The organism is Ochrobactrum sp. AP1BH01-1 (genome assembly GCF_018066705.1).
Taxonomy (GTDB): domain Bacteria; phylum Pseudomonadota; class Alphaproteobacteria; order Rhizobiales; family Rhizobiaceae; genus Brucella.
Genome location: NZ_JAGPOU010000001.1, coordinates 1,010,884 through 1,029,391 on the forward strand (window position 1 = coordinate 1,010,884; position 18,508 = coordinate 1,029,391).

Below are 18,508 nucleotides of genomic sequence, written 5' to 3' on the forward strand. Positions count from 1 at the left end.
TAGGGCATGTCTCCCAAAAAATGGGAACCGGTTTCGGGAGACATGATTTGGTGTCAGTGCGCTATCATGATGTGACGTACCGCGGTGTAATCCTCCAGCGCGTATATCGACATGTCCTTTCCGTAGCCCGATTGCTTCAAACCGCCATGCGGCATCTCGTTTGTCAGCATGAAATGGGTGTTGATCCATGTACACCCATATTGCAGGCGCGCGGCGGTCTGCATGCCCTTGCTGACATCCTTGGTCCAGACCGATGAAGCCAGGCCGTAATCGCTGTCGTTCGCCCATTGCACGGCTTGATCGACATCGCTGAAGCGGGTGACCGAGACAACCGGGCCGAAGACTTCGCGGCGCACGATTTCATCGTCCTGTGTTGCGCCGGCAATCACGGTCGGCTCGAAGAAGAAGCCGTTGGCGCCGGCTGCGTTTCCGCCCGTCGTTATCTCAATGTGCTTGTGCTCGCGGGCGCGGGCGACAAAACTCTCGACACGGTCACGCTGACGCCGGGAGATGAGCGGTCCGATCTCATTCTGGCTGTCGTCCTCCAGATTGTACCGAATGCTGGAAACGGCGGATGATAGATCCGCGACGAAACGGTCGTAGATGCGGGCATCGGCATAGATGCGGCAGGCGGCGGTGCAGTCCTGACCGGCATTGTAATAGCCAAACGTGCGAATGCCGTTGACGACGGCTTCTATGTCCGCATCGTCGAAGACGATGACGGGCGCCTTGCCGCCAAGCTCCAGATGGGTGCGTTTCACGCTCTTGGCAGCCGCCTGCAAAACCTTTTTGCCGGTGGCGACATCGCCAGTGATCGACACCATGTCGATACGCGGATGATTGATCAGCGCGTTGCCGACGGTTTCGCCCCGTCCCAGCACGATATTGACGACGCCCTCCGGCAGGATATCCGCCAGCAGCCTGGCCATTTTCAGCGCGGTCAGCGGCGTCTGTTCCGATGGTTTGAAAACCACAGTATTGCCGCCCGCAATGGCTGGCGCGAGCTTCCAAGCCATCATCATCAGGGGATAGTTCCAGGGCGCGATGGAACCGATGATGCCGACCGGATCGCGGCGGATCATCGATGTGTGGTTCGGAATATATTCGGCGGCGAGCGGCCCATGAAGATTGCGCACCGCGCCTGCAAAGAAACGGTAGCAATCGATGATTGCCGGAATCTCGTCATTGATGACGGCATTGATCGGCTTGCCGCAATTCAGCGCCTCCAGCGTGGCAAAGGCTTCCGCGTCCCGCTCAATCGCATCGGCGATCTTGAGAAGATAGTTGGAACGTTCGCCGGGCGTGGTGCGCGACCAGGTCTTGAACGCCTTGTCGGCGGCGCTGACTGCGGCATCGACCTGCCCCAACGAGGCTTCGGGCAACTTCAGAACGGTCTCGCCGGTCTTGGGATTGAGGACGTTTTCTTCCGTTTCAGTGCCAGCTTCAAAGCGCGCGCCAATCAGCATTTCGGTGTTCATGTCGTTCTCCCTTGTGTCATTTCCCGTGACCGGCGACCTGATCGCCGTCGCGGGTGAGATAGTAGGCTGCGAGGATGGGCAGGAAGGTCACCAGAACCACCACCATGGCCACCACATTGGTGACGGGGCGCTGGCGTGGCCGGATAAGCTCCTGGAGCATCCAGATCGGCAGGGTCATCTGCTGGCCACCGGTAAAGGTGGTGACGATCACCTCATCGAAGGACAGTGCGAAGGCGAGCATTCCACCTGCAAGCAAGGCTGTTCCGATATTCGGCAGGATCACATAGCGGAAGGTCTGGAACCCGTTTGCGCCAAGATCCATCGAGGCTTCGATCAGCGAACCGGAAGTGCGCCGGAAGCGGGCAACGGCATTGTTATAGACGACCACCACGCAGAAGGTCGCGTGGCCGAGCACGATGGTCCACATCGAAAACGGAATGTCGAACAGCGAGAAGGCCGAACGCAATGCAATGCCGGTCACAACACCGGGCAGTGCAATGGGCAGGATGACCAGCAGCGAAATGCTTTCGCGTCCGAAGAAGTGGGTTCGGCTGACGGCAGCGGCGCAAAGCGTTCCGAGCACGAGCGCGATCACGGTCGCAATCGTGGCCACCTGCACGGAAAGTGCAAGCGACGACCAAACATCGGCGCGGTTCCACGTCACGGCGAACCATTGCAGCGTGAAGCCCGGCGGCGGCCATTGATAGCTCTTCTCTTCCGTCGTGAAGGCATAGACGAAGATCAGCAGGATCGGCAGATGCAGGAAGGCAAGGCCCAGTCCGGCAGCAAGCTTCAATCCGAAGGAAGCGCGGTTGTTACGATCAGAGCGCATCGAAAGCCCCCTGTTTCTTGGCGATCCAGAGATAGATCGCCATGATGACGATCGGCACGACGGAGAAGGCGGCGGCGAGCGGCACATTGCCCGCCGTCCCCTGCTGGGTATAGACGGCCTGCCCGATGAACAGGCGCGACGAGCCGATGATCTGCGGAATGATGTAGTCACCAAGCGTCAGCGAAAAGGTGAAGATCGATCCAGCGATGATGCCCGGCATGGCGAGCGGCATGAGCACGGTTCGGAAGGTTTGTGCAGGCGTTGCACCGAGATCGGACGAAGCCTCCACCAGATTGCCCGGCACGCGCTCAAGTGCTGCCTGTGTCGGCAGGATCATATAGGGCAGCCAGATATAGACGAAGACGATGAAGGTGCCGAGATAGCTGACCGACAGTGAATTGCCGCCCACGACCGGCAAGGAAAGGATGCCGTCGAGCAGCCAGGACAGATGCAGTTTTGCAAATATCCAGGTCAGGATGCCTTCCTTGGCGAGGATCAGCTTCCACGCATAGACCTTGACCAGATAGCTCGACCAGAGCGGCAGCATGATGCCGAGATAGAACAGCGCCTTCCAGCGGCCGCGGGCATAGCGCGCGGCATAATAAGCGATGGGAAAGGCGACGAAAGCAGAGGCAACCGTCACCAGCGCAGCCATCAGCACGGTGCGGATGATGATGTCTAGATTGGCGGAGTTTAAGAGCTGCGCATAGGTGGCGAGCGTGAAATTATAGTCGATCAGCCCGGAAAAATCGTCGACCGAGAAGAAGCTCTGCAACAGAAGCGCGATCAGCGAGCCGATATAGATGATGCCGAGCCACAAAAGCGGCGGCGTGATCATGAGAAACAGGAGCAATCCCGGACGACGCCAGAACAGGTCGGAGAGGCGACCGAGCCACCCGCCGCGCTGCGGCATGATGGAGGTCGGATTGGCCCCGGGGTTTGCTCCGGAATTTCCGAGGGTGGAAGCCTGCGCGCCGCTCATGCTGCCTGATCCATGTAATGAACATCGCCCGGATTCCAGACGATGCGGATATCCGATCCGGTCTCGGGAACGCTCGCGCCAGCGGGCAGCATGACATGCAGCCTGGCGCCTTCGGCTTCAACGCCGAGACGTGTGGCGGAGCCAAGGAAACTGGCGGTTTCGATCCGCGCCGCAACGCCGACCTTATCGCCCTTGTCTGCAAGGCGGATGGCTTCCGGCCGGAGGCTTGCCCAGCGTCGCTCGCCGCCGAATGCGGCCATGATTTCAGGCGCGACGACATTGGAGGAGCCGACAAAATCCGCAACGAAGCGGGTGCGCGGACGGTTGTAAATTTCCTGCGGTGTTCCGGCCTGAACGATGCGGCCATTGTTGAAGACCGCGATGCGGTCGGCCATGGAAAGCGCTTCGCCCTGATCGTGGGTCACAAAAACGAAGGTGATGCCGAGCGCCTTTTGCAGGCTCTTCAGCTCTTCCTGCATCTGCTCGCGCAGCTTGAGGTCGAGCGCGCCGAGCGGCTCATCGAGAAGCAGCACTCTCGGCTTGTTGACAAGCGCGCGGGCCAGCGCGACGCGCTGCCGCTGCCCGCCGGAAAGCTGGCTGGGCTTGCGGGCGCCGTAGCCAGGCAGCTTGACCAGTTCCAGCATGTCCTCGGCAGCGCGGTGACGCTCGGCTTTTCCGGTGCCGCGCACCATCAGCCCATAGGCCACATTGTCCAGAATGCTGAGATGCGGAAACAGCGCATAATCCTGAAACACCGTGTTGACGTTGCGCCGATAGGGTGGCACGCCGCCGGCATTTTCCCCGAATATCTCTATTCTGCCATCGGTCGGCTGTTCAAAACCCGCGATCAGCCGCAGGCAGGTCGTCTTGCCGGAACCGGACGGACCGAGCATGGCAAAGAACTCACCGGGCGCGATGGTCAGATTGACCTGATCGACGGCACGGACCTCGCCGAAGTGCCGGCTCACATTTTCAAAACGAACTGCTGCTGTCATGGTTCTACCCGTCATACGGAGCGCCAGTATCTGATTGCGGAGCGGACGCATCCGCCCCATCCCTTCCTTCAAACGAAGGAAGGGCGATCTTTGAGCTTGCGATGATCGATGTCAGCGACCGCCAATGACGCCGATATAATCCGACACCCAGCGATGATAGGGCACGCATTCCCCCTGGCTTTCGCATTTGGCCGTCGGTGTGCGCCAGAAGCTGATCTTGGCAAAATTATCAAAGCCGTTGGTCGCGCAGCCTTCGTCGGTTAGAAGCGCATTGCCCTTACAGGCAGCCGGAACGGACGGTACGGCCCCGAACCATGCCGCGGCATCGCCCTGAACCTTCGGCTTTAGCGAATGCTCAAACCATTTATAGGCACAGTTGGGGTGCTCGCTATCCACATGCAGCATGGTGGTATCGGCCCAGCCGGTTGCGCCTTCCTCCGGGAAGGTAGAGCCTACCTTGGCATTTTCCGACTTCAGGAGATTGACCTGAAATGGCCATGAGCCGGAAGCCACGACGCCTTCATTCTTGAAGTCATCGATCTGGATCATGGCGTCGTGCCAGTAACGGCTGACGAGCTTGCGCTGTCCGCGCAGCAACTCGAGCGCTGCCTTATACTGATCTTCGTTGAGTTCGTACGGGTTCTTGATGCCGAGTTCCGGCTTGTGCTTCATGAGATAAAGCGCTGCATCGGCGATATAGATCGGCCCGTCATAAGCCTGCACGCGGCCCTTGTTGGACTTGCCGTCCGGCAGGGTCTGTTCCTCGAACACCACGTTCCAGCTCTTCGGCGCTTCGCCCTTGAAAACATCGGTGTTGTACATCAGCACATTCGGGCCCCAGAGATAGGGCACACCGTAATGCACGTCCTTGACGGTGAACCACGGCGCATTTTGCAGCCGTTCGTCCACGGTTTTCCAGCTTGGGATGAGGTCGGTGTTGATTGGCTGCACGCGCTTGCCAGCCACGAGGCGCAACGAGGCGTCGCCGGAGGCGGTGACGAGGTCGAAACCGCCTTCATTCATCAGCGCCACCATTTCGTCAGAGGTGGCAGCGGTCTTCACGCTGACCTTGCAGCCGGTTTCCTTTTCGAAATCGGTGACCCAGTCGTAATTCTTGTCGGTCTCACCGCGTTCGATATAGCCCGCCCAGGCCACGATGCTCAGCGCGCCTTCACCTTCGCCGATCGCTTTCAGCGGTTCGGCGGCAATGGCCTGCGTGGCAAAGCTCGCGACGGCCATCAAAGCGGTACAGGATTGCAGAAATTTTCTCATCGACCACTCCCGTTTTGTTCACATTCAGTGATTTTGTTCCCGAAGCGGATGGTGTGCCGAAACCCGCCCTTTCGCAAATTCATTTATCGGAAAGTTGGTATCGGTTTTTCCGATATCTGAGCTAGGCGCGACAGTTGCAAATTCGTCAGGCCGTAGCGAAACGAGTGATTTTCGAGGACCGGGAGCGTACATAAGGGTACGTGAGCACCGGAGCGCAGGAAATTGCTCGTTGCAGCCCGGCATCTCGAAGAATGCAACTGTCGTGCTAACGCAGCCTGCCGGAACGGGCCGCTTCCGCAATGCCGATAAAATCCCGCGCGGATTGCGGCAGGCTCGAGCCCTTGCGCCACGCCATGCCGATCTGTACGACAGGCAGCGAGCCCGAAACATCACGGCTTTCGATCCGGTCGCCTTCCAGCGACCATGGGCGGTAAACGAGATCGGGGAGCAGCGCGATACCCGCACCCGTGGCGACAAGGCTGCGCACGGCTTCCACGGAGCGTGTGCGGAAAGCCACATGCGGACGGGCACCGAGAGCGGCCAGAAGTTTGCCAGTGTTTTCCTCGATTTCATCCACGGTCAGCATGATCAGCGGTTCTTTTGCGATGTCGCTCACTGAAATGCTGTCGATGGAGACAAGCTCGTGACCAAGCGGCAGCCATAACCGATAGGGCGAGGTTTCGAGAATTTCCGCATGCAGCGCCATGCGGTCGCGCAGGTTGGAGATCACCATCACCGCCACGTCCAGCTCCCCGCCCACAAGCAAATGTTCGAGATAGGAACCGTTGTCCTCGATGGCGCTGATTTCCACGCCCGGAAAGGCCCGGCGGTAACGGGCGAGCAGGTCCGACAGAACATAACCGGCGACGAGCGAGGTCACACCGAGGTTGAGTTTGCCCTTTTCCTGGATGCGGTTGTCGGTGAAGGAGCGGCGGGCATCCGATACGTCAGCCAGAATTTTTGTTGCATGACGCAGGAACTGATGACCGTTATGCGTGACCGTGAGGCCGCGGGGATGCCGCTCGAAAAGCTCTACGTTCAGGTCCGTCTCAAGTTCCTTGACGGCTTCGGTGACGGATGACTGGGAAATGGACAATTTCTGCGCCGCACGGGTCACAGACCCCTGTTCGGCCACAGCGATGAAATATTGTAACTGCCGCAGGGTAAATGCCATTTTTTCACTTAAGCAAGCGTGCACTGCGATTGCAATAGGGACAATGCATCGCCGTACCGCTCACGCCGGAGAGCGCGGATAATTGCTGGATTGAGCGCCAAGAAAATGCTCCAATCTCATGGACATATTCATCAAATCGGATAGCGTAACCGAAATTCAAGGAGACTGGCATGAGTGTGCATTTTGCCCCGCAGCTGACCGTATGTGGGATTCAGGAACTCCCCGAACAGCGGGCGCGCAAAGTCACCCATGTTCTTTCGCTGGTCGACCCGGACCTTCCCGAATTGGATGCGTTTCAGACTTTCGAGCAGCATCACCGTGTAACACTGCGCTTTCACGACATCATCAACGCCGCCGACAATCACACAATGCCGACGCCCGACCATATGAATGCAATCCTCCAGTTCGGCTCGGAATTCCTTGCCGCTCAAAGCCCGGAAACACCCCGCCACCTGCTGGTCCATTGCCATATGGGCGTATCGCGTTCGACGGCGGCCATGGTTTCGCTCATGGCGCAGGCCAATCCGGACGAAACTGCCGAAAGCCTCTTCACCCGCCTTGTCGCCATCCGCCCGCAAGCCTGGCCGAATTCGCAAATGATAGGCTTTGCCGACGAACAGCTTGGGCGTAAAGGCGAGCTGACAATCGCATTGCGCAAACATTACGGACGCCAGATCGAGCGTAACCCCCAATACAGCGAATGGATGACGTCACTGGGACGCCAAGCGGAGCTGCAGATGGCACTCCGGAACTGATCCGGCAAGTCCCGTTGTTCAGTTTGAACCTTCTTCCCCGGCGAGTTTCGTAATCTTGCCGGGCGGCGTCAAAGGTTCAGGAACCGGAGCGCCGGTCAGTAGCTGATCGGTGCCGGAATAGATGTTGCCCTGTACCTGCGCCGTCAGCCGCTCGGCGTCGCGCATACGAATATCGCGTAGCGTATCCTCTGCGAGCATCTCGTCCAGCCCAAGCTCGCAGAGCGCCTCCTTTCCGAAAAGCAGCGCGGATTCGAATGTTTCGCGCAGCTCGAAATCCACTCCCGCCTTCAGCAACTCGATGGAATGCGTGCGGTCATAGGAACGCACCATGAGCTTTGCAGCCGGGAAATGCGACCGGGCCAGCTCGACAATGCGATTGGCCGTCTTCCGGTCGTCCACGCAAACCATGATGATTTCCGCTTCATCGGCACCTGAATGATGCAGGATGTCGAGCCGCGATCCATCGCCGTAGAAAATCTTGAAACCGAACCGCCCCGCTTCGCGGATGCGATTGGGATCGGCTTCGATAATCGAAACATCCGATCTTTGTGCAAGCAGCAATTGCGATGCGATCTGCCCGAAGCGGCCAAAGCCGATCATCAGCACCCGGCCTTTCAGGTTGTGCGCTGCTTCAACGCCTTCGAGCGACGGCGCTTCCTCACGCAAAAGCCGGGAACCCAGAATAAGAACAAATGGCGTCACAGCCATAGACAGAATGATGACGGTGGAGAACAGCGCATTGTCGTGCGCCGAAATCAGCCCATTCCCGAAGGCCGATGTATAGAGCACGAAGGCGAATTCGCCGCCCTGCGCAAAAAGCAGCGTCCGTTCGAGCGCGGAGCGGTGGCTGGAGCCGAAAATTCGGGCGACAGCATAGATTCCGATTGCCTTTGTAATCACATAGGCGACGAGAAAGATGAGAACCGAAGGCCAGTCAGATGCGACCACGCCAAGATCGAGCGACATGCCGACAGCCAGAAAGAACAGCCCCATCAGCAGCCCCTTGAACGGCTCGATGTCGCTTTCGATCTGGTGCCTGTAACTGGAACCGGACAGCATCACCCCGGCGAGGAAAGCGCCCATCGCCATGGAAAGGCCGCTCGCTTCCATAAGGAGGGCAGCGCCAAGCACAACGATCAGCGCACCGGCGGTCAGGACCTCGCGCGCTCTTGCGCGGGCAAGCAAGGAGAAGAAGGGATCGAGCAGCCAGCGCCCGACAACAACCAGAACCAAAATCGCGCCAATGGCTGTTGCAATGCCGAGGATTCCACCCGATTCATGCTGTGAGGGCGAAAGGAAGGCGACGAGTGCCAGCAGCGGCACGATCATCAGATCTTCGAGCAGGAGGATGGAGACAGCCTTCTGGCCGTCCGGCGTCGCGATTTCCCCTCGCTCCTGCAACATCGACATGATGACGGCCGTGGAAGAGAGCACAAAGCCGGAGCCGGCGATCAAAGCCGTTATCGGCGACAAGCCCAGAAGAACGCCTGCGCCGGTGAGAAGGGCAATGCAGCTTAGAACCTGCGCAAGGCCCAGACCGAATATCTGCTGCCGCATTGTCCAGAGCTTGCCGGGGCGCATTTCAAGTCCGATGACGAACAGAAACATGACCACGCCAAGTTCGGAAAAATGCAGGATCGTTGCGGGATCGGTGAAGAACCCGAAGACCGACGGTCCGACCAGGGCACCGGCAGCGAAATATCCCAGCACCGAACCGAGACCCAGTTTGCGAAACAGCGGCACCGCCACAACGCCAGCCGCGAGCAGAACCACAGCAGGCCCCAGTGTCTGTCCAAGTCCTTCAGCCGCCATATGGTCTCCGTGCCGGGATTTATTTGTTCGGTTTTTCTAATATATCCAGTCAATAAAAACTGAACAATTAACGCACCGCCGTCAACCATATACCCGTCAGCCGTATACCCGATATCTAGATCGGCTTTGCCAGAAGGCCGGTCGCAAGCGCTTGAAAGGCTTCTATCGCCTTGGAAAGCACTGATTTCGGATCCTCGCTCGCCGCGATCCAGAGCGCGGCATTCAGCGCCGCGCCGTTGAGCAATCGCGCGGCGGCTTCGGGGTCAACCGGTTTCAGTACGCCTTGCCCGATCAGTTCCGCCACCTTTTCTCGAGAGGCTTGCAGACAACTGTTCTGGCTCGGCCATTGCGAGGGATCGCCCAGAAATGCCGGTCCATCGAGCAGCACGATGCGCTGGATATCGGGATCGAGCGCCATCTCGATATAGGCCACGCCTTCCGCGAGAAGCTCGTCCCACAAATTATCCGCCCGCGCCGCAATCGCTTGCGCACGCGCGGCCATTTCGCTGTCCATCTGGCTGACGACGGCTGCCAAAAGCCCGCGCTTGTCGCCGAAATTGTGATAGAGAGCGCCGCGCGTCAAACCTGCTTCCGCGGTCAGTTCATCCATAGAGGCCGCAGCATATCCCTTTTCAGCAAAGGCTTTCCGGGCCGCTGCAATCAGCTTCGCCCGGTTTTCTTCCATTGCCTTGATGCGCCGGTTCACCGCCATCGTCACACCTCTTTTCGTATACGGTACGTATATGAATTGACATACAGGCCGTATATGTGCTGTTTAATATACATCGCGTATATCAAATAGTCGAACCGATTGGGAACCCGATAACAAGCAAATTCTTCCGGTGCCCCCCCCCACAACAAAGGAAACGAGAATGACAAAAAGAGAAGCTATCTTTCCGGCAAACCGCCATGCCCTTTATGAAGCGCATGGTTATTCCGCGGCGATCCGCTCAGGCGATCTGGTTTTCGTCTCCGGACAGGTTGGAAGCCGCAACGACGGAACGCCTGAACCGGACTTTGGAAAGCAGGTTCAGCTCGCTTTCGATAATCTTGAAGCAACTTTGAAAGCCGCCGGTTGCACCTTCGATGATATAATCGATGTGACAACCTTTCATACTGATCCCGAAAACCAGTTCGAGACCATCATGCGGGTCAAGAACCGAGTTTTCAGCACTCCGCCCTTCCCCAACTGGACAGCGGTCGGCGTCAACTGGCTTGCCGGTTTCGACTTTGAAATCAAGGTTATCGCGCGCACAACCGGCAATCTGTGAACCGTTACGCCGGAACGGACGATCCCGTTCCGGATAGCACCTTCACACTTCCCAAAATAATTTGATTTGCAATTCAAATTATTTTATGGCTTAATCATCGCATGATTTCAGATGCCCCCCGCTCCCAATTTGGTATTCGCTTTTCGCTGCTGGCGCGGCGCTGGCGGCGGGCGCTCGACATCCGGCTTGCCGAAGCCGGACTAACCGATGCGACATGGGTTCCCCTCGTCCATCTCCACCAGACCGGTGGCGGCCTGACGCAAAAGGAACTGGCCGCACTGGTCGGGATAGACGGCTCCAGTCTCGTGCGCCTTCTCGACATTCTATGCCGTCAGGGTCTGGCGGAACGCCGTGTCGATGAAAGGGACAGCCGTGCAAGGCTGGTTCACCTGACTGAGCAAGGCGAAAATCAGGTCGCCGAAATTCGCCGGGAACTGGCAAAAGGCGAGAAAGAAATGCTGGCCGACCTGTCGGACGACGACATTGCGACCATGCTTCGCAGCTTCGACAGCATCGAGCACCGGCTGTCGCAGATACAATCCGACCGCGAGCAGGACCCGGAAAAATGAAAGCGGACGGATTTCCTTCCGGGCGGCGCCACGCCGCCTATAACCTTTTGAAGCCGCAGCAGTTTCGGGAAAGCATCACCCTTGCTGGCCAACCTTCGCTCCGAAACTCGTCGCTTGCGGGGCTTCAGGCTGCGGCCACGGTTGCTATCGCACTTCCGCTGGTCAGCCTCTCCTCGTGGTCGCATCTGATCGGCTTTGCCTCGCTTGGCTCGCTTGTCGCATTGTTTGGCCGGTTTGCTCCAGAGGCAAAACGCGAATGGATCGTTTTCCTGTGCGCGATCTGCCAGACGCTCGCGGTGTTTTTCATGTCGCTCGCAGCATGGGGCGGTCTGCCCCTGCCCGGCCAGCTTTTGCTGTTGGCGCTTTCTGCGGGCATATTTTCTTTCATAACCGTCACCGGAAAATTCGGACCGCCCGGCGCGCTCATATTCATCTTCGCAGCCGGCGCCTCCATGGCACCCGTCGGATCGCTGCACGATGTTTTCGAGCGCACCGCCGCGACAGCAATCGTCTCTGCTCTCGCGTGCCTCATCTGTGCCCTGACCGAAAAGTTTCGTCATCAGGCACCGCCGGAAAGACCGTTTCCCTCCGAGCCGCCGCGACCGGTCTCTCACCGGCTGATCGCCGCCGCTCGGATTTCGCTTGGTGCTGCGATTGCTGCCCTGACGGCCTATGCTCTGGGTGCCGCGCATCCAGCCTGGGCGGCCATGGGTGCTGTCGCCGTGATGCAGGGCGCGCATCTGCATATCAGCATGAACCGGGCCTTGCAGCGCATGGCGGGCACGCTTCTGGGTGCCTTGATTACATGGCTGGTGCTTGCGCAAGGCCCCAGTCTCTGGTCTGTCATTGCAATTCTGGCCGGGCTGCAATTTGCCACGGAGGTCATCATCGGCAGCAACTATGCACTGGGACAGATTCTGGTGACGCCGATGGCGCTTTTGATGACCTATCTGGCAACGCCGGGAATGCCGCACGACGGCATGATTTCCGAACGCATCCTCGATACGTTTCTCGGTGCCGCTCTGGCGATCATCTTCGCAGTGATTTGTTCCAACCGCGATGACCGCATTTTTCTCGCACAGCATCGGGCTCGGAATTAATCCGCAAAAGAAAAAGGCGCCTTGCGGCGCCTTTTTCTAACTTACCAATCGGCCGATCCATATCAAGATGCAGGCGCCGATGAAGCCCGCGATCAGGTAGCCCAGCCAGCCGCCGAACGAAACACCGAGAAATCCGAAGATAAAACTCGCTACGGCTGCGCCGATGATACCGAGGATGACATTCATGAATATCCCGGTATTGCTGTTCATGAAATTGGAGGCAATCCAACCGGCCAGACCGCCGATGATGATTGCCGCAATCCAGCCTATTCCTGCGCTTCCCATCGGGAACCCTCCTGATTACAATCCGGCAGGTACTTTGCCGCCGTTGTCCTTGAGTTTCTGAATGACCTGCTTGTGCAGCCAGACATTCATGGTTGCGGAATCGCCCGTATCGCCGGTATAGCCCAGCTCCTTGGCAAGTTCCTTGCGGTGTTCCAGGCTGCTGTCGAGGCCGAGGGCCTTCATCAGATCGACGATCGAAGTCTTCCAGTTGAGCTTCTGGCCGCTTTTGGCGACGGCAGCATCAAGAATGGCGCCTACGTCGACGGTGCCAGCAGCAGCCGGGGCGGATGATGCCGGAGCGGCAGCGCTCGGCGATGCGGTTGGCGTCGGCGCTGCCGAAGCAGCTGTTTCGGCAGCAGGAGTTGCTGCCTGCGCTTCTCCCCAAATCGCATTCTTAATCTTGTCGAAAATCCCCATCACGAACTCCAATCGTTGAAAAATCGATATGCCCCCAAACTCCCGACTTGCGACGATCGGAAACCTGGACACAGCAAATCATCCGGTGATTCCCGGACAAACGCTCGAATTAAATGAACAGGAAGCAGTTTTGTTCCCTATAAAGTTGTAACAGAAAATTTCATCCGGATTTGCCGGTGCATTTACACGCCGCAAAACCGGCGTGCCAGGTTCAGCCTGACGTTCTGCGCCGGACATATCGCCAGCCCGAAACATTCCCCTATCTTGTTACGCATCAGCCACGAACAAGGGAGAGGCTGCGCGTGCAAAAGCAGCTTGTTACGTTCAATGCCGGTTCTTCAACCGTCAAGATCGGCACGTTCGCTTCTGACGGACAGCAAATCCGAAAGCTGGCGCGGGGCGAGATCGACCTGAATGCATCTCCCGTGACCTTTCGGTTGCGCGGTGAAAGCGTTAATCTGGACTTGGCTCTGGCCTCTGCAGGGGCCGGGAATGTCGTTACTATTCTGGAAGAACTGTTCGCGCGATTGTCTGACCATATCAGCCCCGCGCACATTCTGGGCGTCGGCCACCGCGTTGTGTTTGGCGGCGATCAATTTCCCGGACCAATATTGTTAGACGATGAACATATTCATGCCGTCGAGAGCCTGTCCGTCTTCGCTCCGCTTCACCAGCCGAAAAGCGTGGCCTTGATAAAGGCCATCCGAAAGCTCCTCCCCCATCTTCCGCAAGTGGCTTCCTTCGACACCGCCTTCCACCAGACCATACCCGACACGGTCAGGCGTTTCGCAATTCCGCGCGAACTCCACGACCACGGAATAAAGCGATATGGCTTTCACGGCTTGTCCTACAACTCCATCATCGAGAATTTTTCCAGACATGAACCGGAGCTTGCTGGCGGCAAGATCGTCGCCGCTCATCTGGGAAGCGGGGCCAGTCTCTGCGCCATGGATGGAGGCAAAAGCATCGACACCAGCATGAGCTTTTCAACGCTTGACGGCATTCCGATGGCAACCCGATGCGGAACCCTAGATCCGGGAGTTCTTCTCCATTTGTTGCAGCAGGAAAACATGCAGCCGGGCTCGCTTTCCGACCTGCTCTATCATCGCTCCGGTCTTCTCGGACTGTCCGGCATAAGCGGCGATACACGCGATCTGCTCGCAAACGACGATGCCCGCGCGCTGGAAGCCCTCGACATTTTCACCGCCCGCATTGCCGGCGAAGTCTGCCGGCTCGCCGCGACGCTCGGCGGACTCGATGCCCTCATCTTCACCGCAGGAATCGGGGAACACCAGCCCGCAATCCGCGAAGCGGTCTGTGAGCGTCTTTCCTGGCTTGGTTTGGAAATGGACGCTTCCGCCAACGAAAACAACGCCTTTCGGATCACGAACCCAGCCTGCCGGGTAGCAGCCTTCGTGCTTGCCACCGACGAGGAACAGATCATCGCCTCCCAGACGCTGGACGCTCTTCGGAACGCCGCACTAACGGCGCCCGTCGCGTCTGCCTAACAATCCGCGAAGGAGACAGAGCATGACCAAAGCACCCGCCCAAGGCCCCCTCACACCGCAGCAGCTCGCGCTGATCGATCGCTATTGGAAAGCGGCCAACTATCTTTCGGTCGGACAGATCTACCTGATGGATAATCCCCTGCTGCGAAAACCGCTGGAGCCTGAGCATATCAAGCCAAGGCTGCTCGGCCACTGGGGCACGACGCCGGGCCTCAATTTCATTTACGCGCACCTCAATCGCATCATTCGCGAAAGACAAGCCAACATAATCTACATATGCGGGCCGGGTCACGGCGGGCCGGGCATGGTGGCGAACACCTATCTGGAAGGCTCCTATTCTGAAATCTATCCAGCCGTCAGCGTGGACGAAGCAGGCATGCGCAAACTGTTCCGGCAGTTTTCCTTCCCCGGCGGCATACCAAGCCATGTCGCGCCGGAAACGCCGGGCTCGATCCATGAAGGCGGCGAGCTGGGATATGCGCTGGTCCACGCCTATGGGGCTGCTTTCGACAACCCTGATCTGGTGGTTGCCTGTGTGGTTGGCGACGGCGAAGCAGAAACGGGAACCCTTGCCGCCTCGTGGCATTCCAACAAATTTCTCAATCCCGCGCGCGACGGTGCCGTGCTGCCGATCCTCCATCTGAACGGCTATAAAATCGCAAATCCCACCATCCTCGCCCGCCTTCCCGATGACGACCTGACCAGCCTCTTCAAAGGCTACGGCTATGAGCCCTTCTTCGTCGAGGGCAGCGAACCCGAAGCCATGCACCAGCAGATGGCGGCAACACTCGATACGATCTTCACGCAGATCGCGAAAATCAAAAAAAATGCCGATGCAAAATCACCAGAGCGCCCGCGCTGGCCGATGATCATTCTCCGAAGCCCGAAAGGCTGGACCGGCCCGAAGGAAGTCGACGGGCTCATCGTCGAGAATTACTGGCGCTCGCATCAGGTGCCCGTTGCCAACTGCCGCGAAAATGATGCGCATCGCAAAATCCTTGAAGACTGGATGAAAAGCTATGACCCGGAGGATTTGTTTGACGAGAAAGGTGCGCTGAAGCCCGAACTGCGCGCGCTGGCGCCACAGGGGGATTGGCGCATGGGTGCCAATCCCCATGCAAATGGCGGCTTGCTTCGCAAGGAACTGCATACGCCCGACTTCCGCCAATATGCCGTCGACGTGACCGAACCGGGTGCGATTGAGGCACAGTCCACCAAGATACTTGGCGAATATCTCCGCGACGTGCTCAAGCTGAACGAGCCGGAAAAGAATTTCCGCGTGTTCGGCCCCGATGAGACTGCGTCGAACCGTCTGAGCGCCGTCTTCGATGCCAGCGACCGCGTATGGATGGCTGAAACCCTCGACATAGACGATCACCTTTCAGCCGATGGCCGCATCATGGAAGTACTGAGCGAGAACCTGTGTCAGGGCTGGCTGGAAGGCTATCTGCTGACCGGGAGACATGGATTTTTCTCTTGCTACGAAGCGTTCATCCATATTGTGGATTCCATGTTCAACCAGCACGCAAAATGGTTGCAGGTCGCGCGCGAGTTGAAATGGCGCAAGCCCATATCATCGCTCAACTATCTCCTGACTTCCCATGTCTGGCGTCAGGATCATAATGGCTTTTCCCATCAGGATCCCGGTTTTGTCGATCTCGTGGCCAATAAAAGCGCCGATATCATCCGCATCTATTTTCCGCCGGATGCCAACACGCTGTTGTGGGTTGCAGATCATTGCCTGAAAACGTGGGATCGCATCAACGTTATCGTGGCTGGAAAACAGCCCGAACCCCAATGGCTCACGATGGATGAAGCCGGGCGCCATTGCGAAGCCGGTCTTGGCATATGGGACTGGGCCGGAACCGAGGACGGTCTGGAACCGGATATCGTCATGGCCTGCGCGGGCGACGTCCCGACAATGGAAACCCTTGCCGCGGTCGATCTCCTGCGCCAATCCTTGCCGCATCTGCGCATCCGTGTGGTCAATGTCGTGGACCTGATGGTCCTCCAGTCACCGCAACACCACCCGCACGGTATTGCCGACGAGGAATTCGACCGGATCTTCACAACCAACCGGCCCGTCATCTTTGCTTATCACGGCTATCCCTACCTCATTCACCGGCTGGTCTATAAACGCACCAATCATCCCAACTTTCACGTGCATGGCTTCGTCGAACAGGGAACAACGACAACGCCTTTCGACATGACCGTCTTGAACGAACTGGACCGATTTCATCTCGCCATCGGGGCTATCAAGCGGCTGCCGCTCACCAATGATGTCGTGGCTTCGCTGACTGGCAAGTTTGAGGAAAAGCTGGCACTTCACAAGAGCTACGTGCGCGAACATGGCGAAGACATGCCGGAAATCCGCGACTGGAAGTGGGTTGCGCGGCAATAAGGGACAACGGCGCAAAGATGCTTTGAAGCCCATGGCTGGATTATGGCTGTCGCAAAGCTCCTTGCAGCGCCGTTCCTTATCCGCAGCGAGAAATCGACAAAGAGAAGAGAGCTTCGCGTCGCGCCTCGTCAGCTCACGTCAACGCCTGCGAGCCACGATATAGGGACGGTAGTCGTTGCCCTTCATGGCGTGGCGTTCTACGGCAAGTATCTCGAAGCCTGCGGCACTTATTTGCCGGCTTAGTTCCTCTGCCCGGAAAATACCGGCATAGGGCGCTTTTCCGATCGCACGCATCGCGGGCAACAAAGCGAACCCTATAAGCGCGTTCATGTCGCCGACGCAGGGTGTCTTGGAGATGAACAAGCCTTCCGGCTCAAGCAGGGCGTGGATGCAATGCAGCGTACCGGGCAGATGACGGACCAGATGAAGATAGTTGAATCCAAGAACCACATTGAACCGGCCTGCCTCAAGCGCAAGCATCTCTGCGGTGGCGGTTCGGAAACTGAGGGCTGCGATCGGGCTGGCGGCTTGTTTCTCTTTAGCAATCTCAATCATTCCGCTGGAAAAGTCTGTGGCGAGATAATCCTGGACAGCGCCTGCAAGCTTGAGCGCGGTTGTTCCTGTTCCACAGCCCAGTTCCAGGACCCGGTCGCTCGCTCCGATCAGAGCCAAGGTGCGATCCAGAGTGCGCTCATAGCCGAGCTGATCGCTGATGGCTCCTAGGGCGTACTTCCTTGATGCCAGATCCCAGAAACGCGCGTCGCTCACCGTGCTCATACCGGGTTATCCTCTCGAACACTGCTTCCAAGCATCAGTAGTGAATAAATGCCGGCACGTGAAGGGATAGCACTTACGGTCTGGACCCAAAACTCACCCCGCGCGAGTACTCAATCGTCTTTTATATAAATCGGTATCATTTCGTTTTTCAGCGTTTCTATAAAATCCTTTGCCTCTTGATCTGGTGGATGCTGCATCCACTTCGCATCCCTGTACTGAGGCGAAATTTGTCGACCGCAGTATAGGAATAAGTCATAGGTCCATTCGTCAATTTTCTGGCGAGTATCTTTGTCGAGAGAGTTCTCCGTCACAATCAAGAGGTCGATATCCGAGCGGTTGGTGGACGATTGTGCCCAAGCCTCCCCTCGTGCCATAGACCCAAATAGTCCCACCAGCTGCAAGTCAACGCCTACAATCTTGCGTAGATTTCGGAAAAACTGATCGACAGCCTCGGCTTCCAACTTGCTGAACTTCGATGTTATCAAAGAGGTATTCATGCAAAGCTCCAATTTCCGAACGGATTTTGTTGCCGATCTTTCAAACCATAATTGAAATGCCGCGCCCCTAGCGACGCCCAATTATCCATGCGACTTGCTTGTACACTGCTTAAAAATATATGGCTTCGTCGTTTTTTTGCGGGTGTAAATATATATCCGTCAATTCTGCCTCATTCGTGGCAATCTGCATTCGGCGGACAAAACAAGTCAGAAGGGAGAAACAGCATTGAGCGCCGCTGCTGATTGCACAACGTTATTTTGGTTTTCTAAGCCGGTCGTTGGGAGCTTTGATTGGCTTGCTTTTTGTTGTGCTGAACAGGGGGCAAAACATCCCCTTACGTTTTGTTTTGGTGGTTTAGAACGCCAAAACCCGCCGCTGCTGC

18 protein-coding genes are annotated in these 18,508 nt (G+C 57.6%); 6 read left to right on the plus strand and 12 right to left on the minus strand.

Going from position 1 to position 18,508, the window contains the following annotated elements:
- Positions 1-53: 53 nt before the first annotated feature.
- The 6 genes from J9800_RS04745 to J9800_RS04770 all read right to left on the minus strand — a co-directional run bounded on the left by J9800_RS04745 (position 54) and on the right by J9800_RS04770 (position 6,733).
- Positions 54-1,478, minus strand: coding sequence for a gamma-aminobutyraldehyde dehydrogenase (locus J9800_RS04745; RefSeq protein WP_112593033.1), 1,425 nt, complete (start codon positions 1,476-1,478; stop codon positions 54-56).
- A 16-nt stretch (positions 1,479-1,494) separates the two neighbouring features.
- Positions 1,495-2,310 (minus strand): ABC transporter permease, encoded by an 816-nt coding sequence (locus J9800_RS04750; RefSeq protein WP_011982544.1) that lies wholly within the window; start codon positions 2,308-2,310, stop codon positions 1,495-1,497.
- Positions 2,300-3,292: an ABC transporter permease gene (locus J9800_RS04755; protein ID WP_205315984.1), complete on the minus strand. Its 993-nt coding sequence runs from the start codon at positions 3,290-3,292 to the stop codon at positions 2,300-2,302. The genes J9800_RS04750 and J9800_RS04755 overlap by 11 nt, the downstream gene beginning before the upstream one ends.
- A complete protein-coding gene (locus tag J9800_RS04760; RefSeq protein ID WP_114217082.1) occupies positions 3,289-4,287 on the minus strand; it encodes an ABC transporter ATP-binding protein in 999 nt (332 codons plus the stop codon). The genes J9800_RS04755 and J9800_RS04760 overlap by 4 nt, the downstream gene beginning before the upstream one ends.
- A gap of 111 nt (positions 4,288-4,398) precedes the next feature.
- Positions 4,399-5,559, minus strand: coding sequence for an ABC transporter substrate-binding protein (locus J9800_RS04765; RefSeq protein ID WP_112593037.1), 1,161 nt, complete (start codon positions 5,557-5,559; stop codon positions 4,399-4,401).
- A 265-nt stretch (positions 5,560-5,824) separates the two neighbouring features.
- Positions 5,825-6,733, minus strand: a complete 909-nt coding sequence (locus J9800_RS04770) for a LysR family transcriptional regulator (RefSeq protein ID WP_112593038.1) — start codon at positions 6,731-6,733, stop codon at positions 5,825-5,827.
- A gap of 170 nt (positions 6,734-6,903) precedes the next feature.
- Between J9800_RS04770 and J9800_RS04775 the strand changes: the two genes are divergently transcribed.
- Complete coding sequence (locus J9800_RS04775; protein WP_114217012.1) at positions 6,904-7,488, plus strand: tyrosine phosphatase family protein; 585 nt, start codon at positions 6,904-6,906, stop codon at positions 7,486-7,488.
- A gap of 18 nt (positions 7,489-7,506) precedes the next feature.
- Here the strand turns inward: J9800_RS04775 and J9800_RS04780 are convergent, their stop codons facing one another.
- Positions 7,507-9,300 carry a monovalent cation:proton antiporter-2 (CPA2) family protein gene (locus J9800_RS04780; RefSeq protein WP_114217011.1) on the minus strand — a complete coding sequence of 598 codons (1,794 nt, stop codon included), beginning with the start codon at positions 9,298-9,300 and terminating at the stop codon, positions 7,507-7,509.
- Positions 9,301-9,415: 115 nt separating this feature from the next.
- Positions 9,416-10,012, minus strand: coding sequence for a TetR/AcrR family transcriptional regulator (locus tag J9800_RS04785; protein ID WP_114217010.1), 597 nt, complete (start codon positions 10,010-10,012; stop codon positions 9,416-9,418).
- Between the two features lie 160 nt (positions 10,013-10,172).
- Between J9800_RS04785 and J9800_RS04790 the strand changes: the two genes are divergently transcribed.
- The 3 genes from J9800_RS04790 (at position 10,173) to J9800_RS04800 (ending at position 12,240) form a co-directional block, all read left to right on the plus strand.
- Complete coding sequence (locus J9800_RS04790) at positions 10,173-10,571, plus strand: RidA family protein (protein ID WP_114217009.1); 399 nt, start codon at positions 10,173-10,175, stop codon at positions 10,569-10,571.
- Positions 10,572-10,672: 101 nt separating this feature from the next.
- Positions 10,673-11,140: a MarR family winged helix-turn-helix transcriptional regulator gene (locus J9800_RS04795; RefSeq protein WP_114217008.1), complete on the plus strand. Its 468-nt coding sequence runs from the start codon at positions 10,673-10,675 to the stop codon at positions 11,138-11,140.
- On the plus strand, positions 11,137-12,240 hold the full coding sequence (locus J9800_RS04800; protein ID WP_114217007.1) for an FUSC family protein: 1,104 nt from the start codon (positions 11,137-11,139) through the stop codon (positions 12,238-12,240). Before J9800_RS04795 ends, J9800_RS04800 begins: the two co-directional genes overlap by 4 nt.
- A gap of 36 nt (positions 12,241-12,276) precedes the next feature.
- Here J9800_RS04800 and J9800_RS04805 read toward each other — a convergent pair whose 3' ends face one another.
- Together J9800_RS04805 and J9800_RS04810 are read right to left on the minus strand one after the other, a co-directional pair.
- Positions 12,277-12,525, minus strand: a complete 249-nt coding sequence (locus J9800_RS04805) for a GlsB/YeaQ/YmgE family stress response membrane protein (protein ID WP_112593050.1) — start codon at positions 12,523-12,525, stop codon at positions 12,277-12,279.
- A gap of 15 nt (positions 12,526-12,540) precedes the next feature.
- Positions 12,541-12,942 (minus strand): DUF3597 domain-containing protein, encoded by a 402-nt coding sequence (locus J9800_RS04810; protein WP_112593051.1) that lies wholly within the window; start codon positions 12,940-12,942, stop codon positions 12,541-12,543.
- Between the two features lie 302 nt (positions 12,943-13,244).
- Between J9800_RS04810 and J9800_RS04815 the strand changes: the two genes are divergently transcribed.
- On the plus strand, positions 13,245-14,450 hold the full coding sequence (locus J9800_RS04815; RefSeq protein WP_114217006.1) for an acetate/propionate family kinase: 1,206 nt from the start codon (positions 13,245-13,247) through the stop codon (positions 14,448-14,450).
- Positions 14,451-14,472: 22 nt separating this feature from the next.
- On the plus strand, positions 14,473-16,851 hold the full coding sequence (locus tag J9800_RS04820; protein ID WP_114217005.1) for a phosphoketolase family protein: 2,379 nt from the start codon (positions 14,473-14,475) through the stop codon (positions 16,849-16,851).
- Between the two features lie 138 nt (positions 16,852-16,989).
- Here the strand turns inward: J9800_RS04820 and J9800_RS04825 are convergent, their stop codons facing one another.
- Complete coding sequence (locus tag J9800_RS04825) at positions 16,990-17,628, minus strand: class I SAM-dependent methyltransferase (protein ID WP_114217004.1); 639 nt, start codon at positions 17,626-17,628, stop codon at positions 16,990-16,992.
- A 110-nt stretch (positions 17,629-17,738) separates the two neighbouring features.
- Positions 17,739-18,125: a nucleotidyltransferase domain-containing protein gene (locus tag J9800_RS04830; RefSeq protein ID WP_114217003.1), complete on the minus strand. Its 387-nt coding sequence runs from the start codon at positions 18,123-18,125 to the stop codon at positions 17,739-17,741.
- Positions 18,126-18,508: the final 383 nt, after the last annotated feature.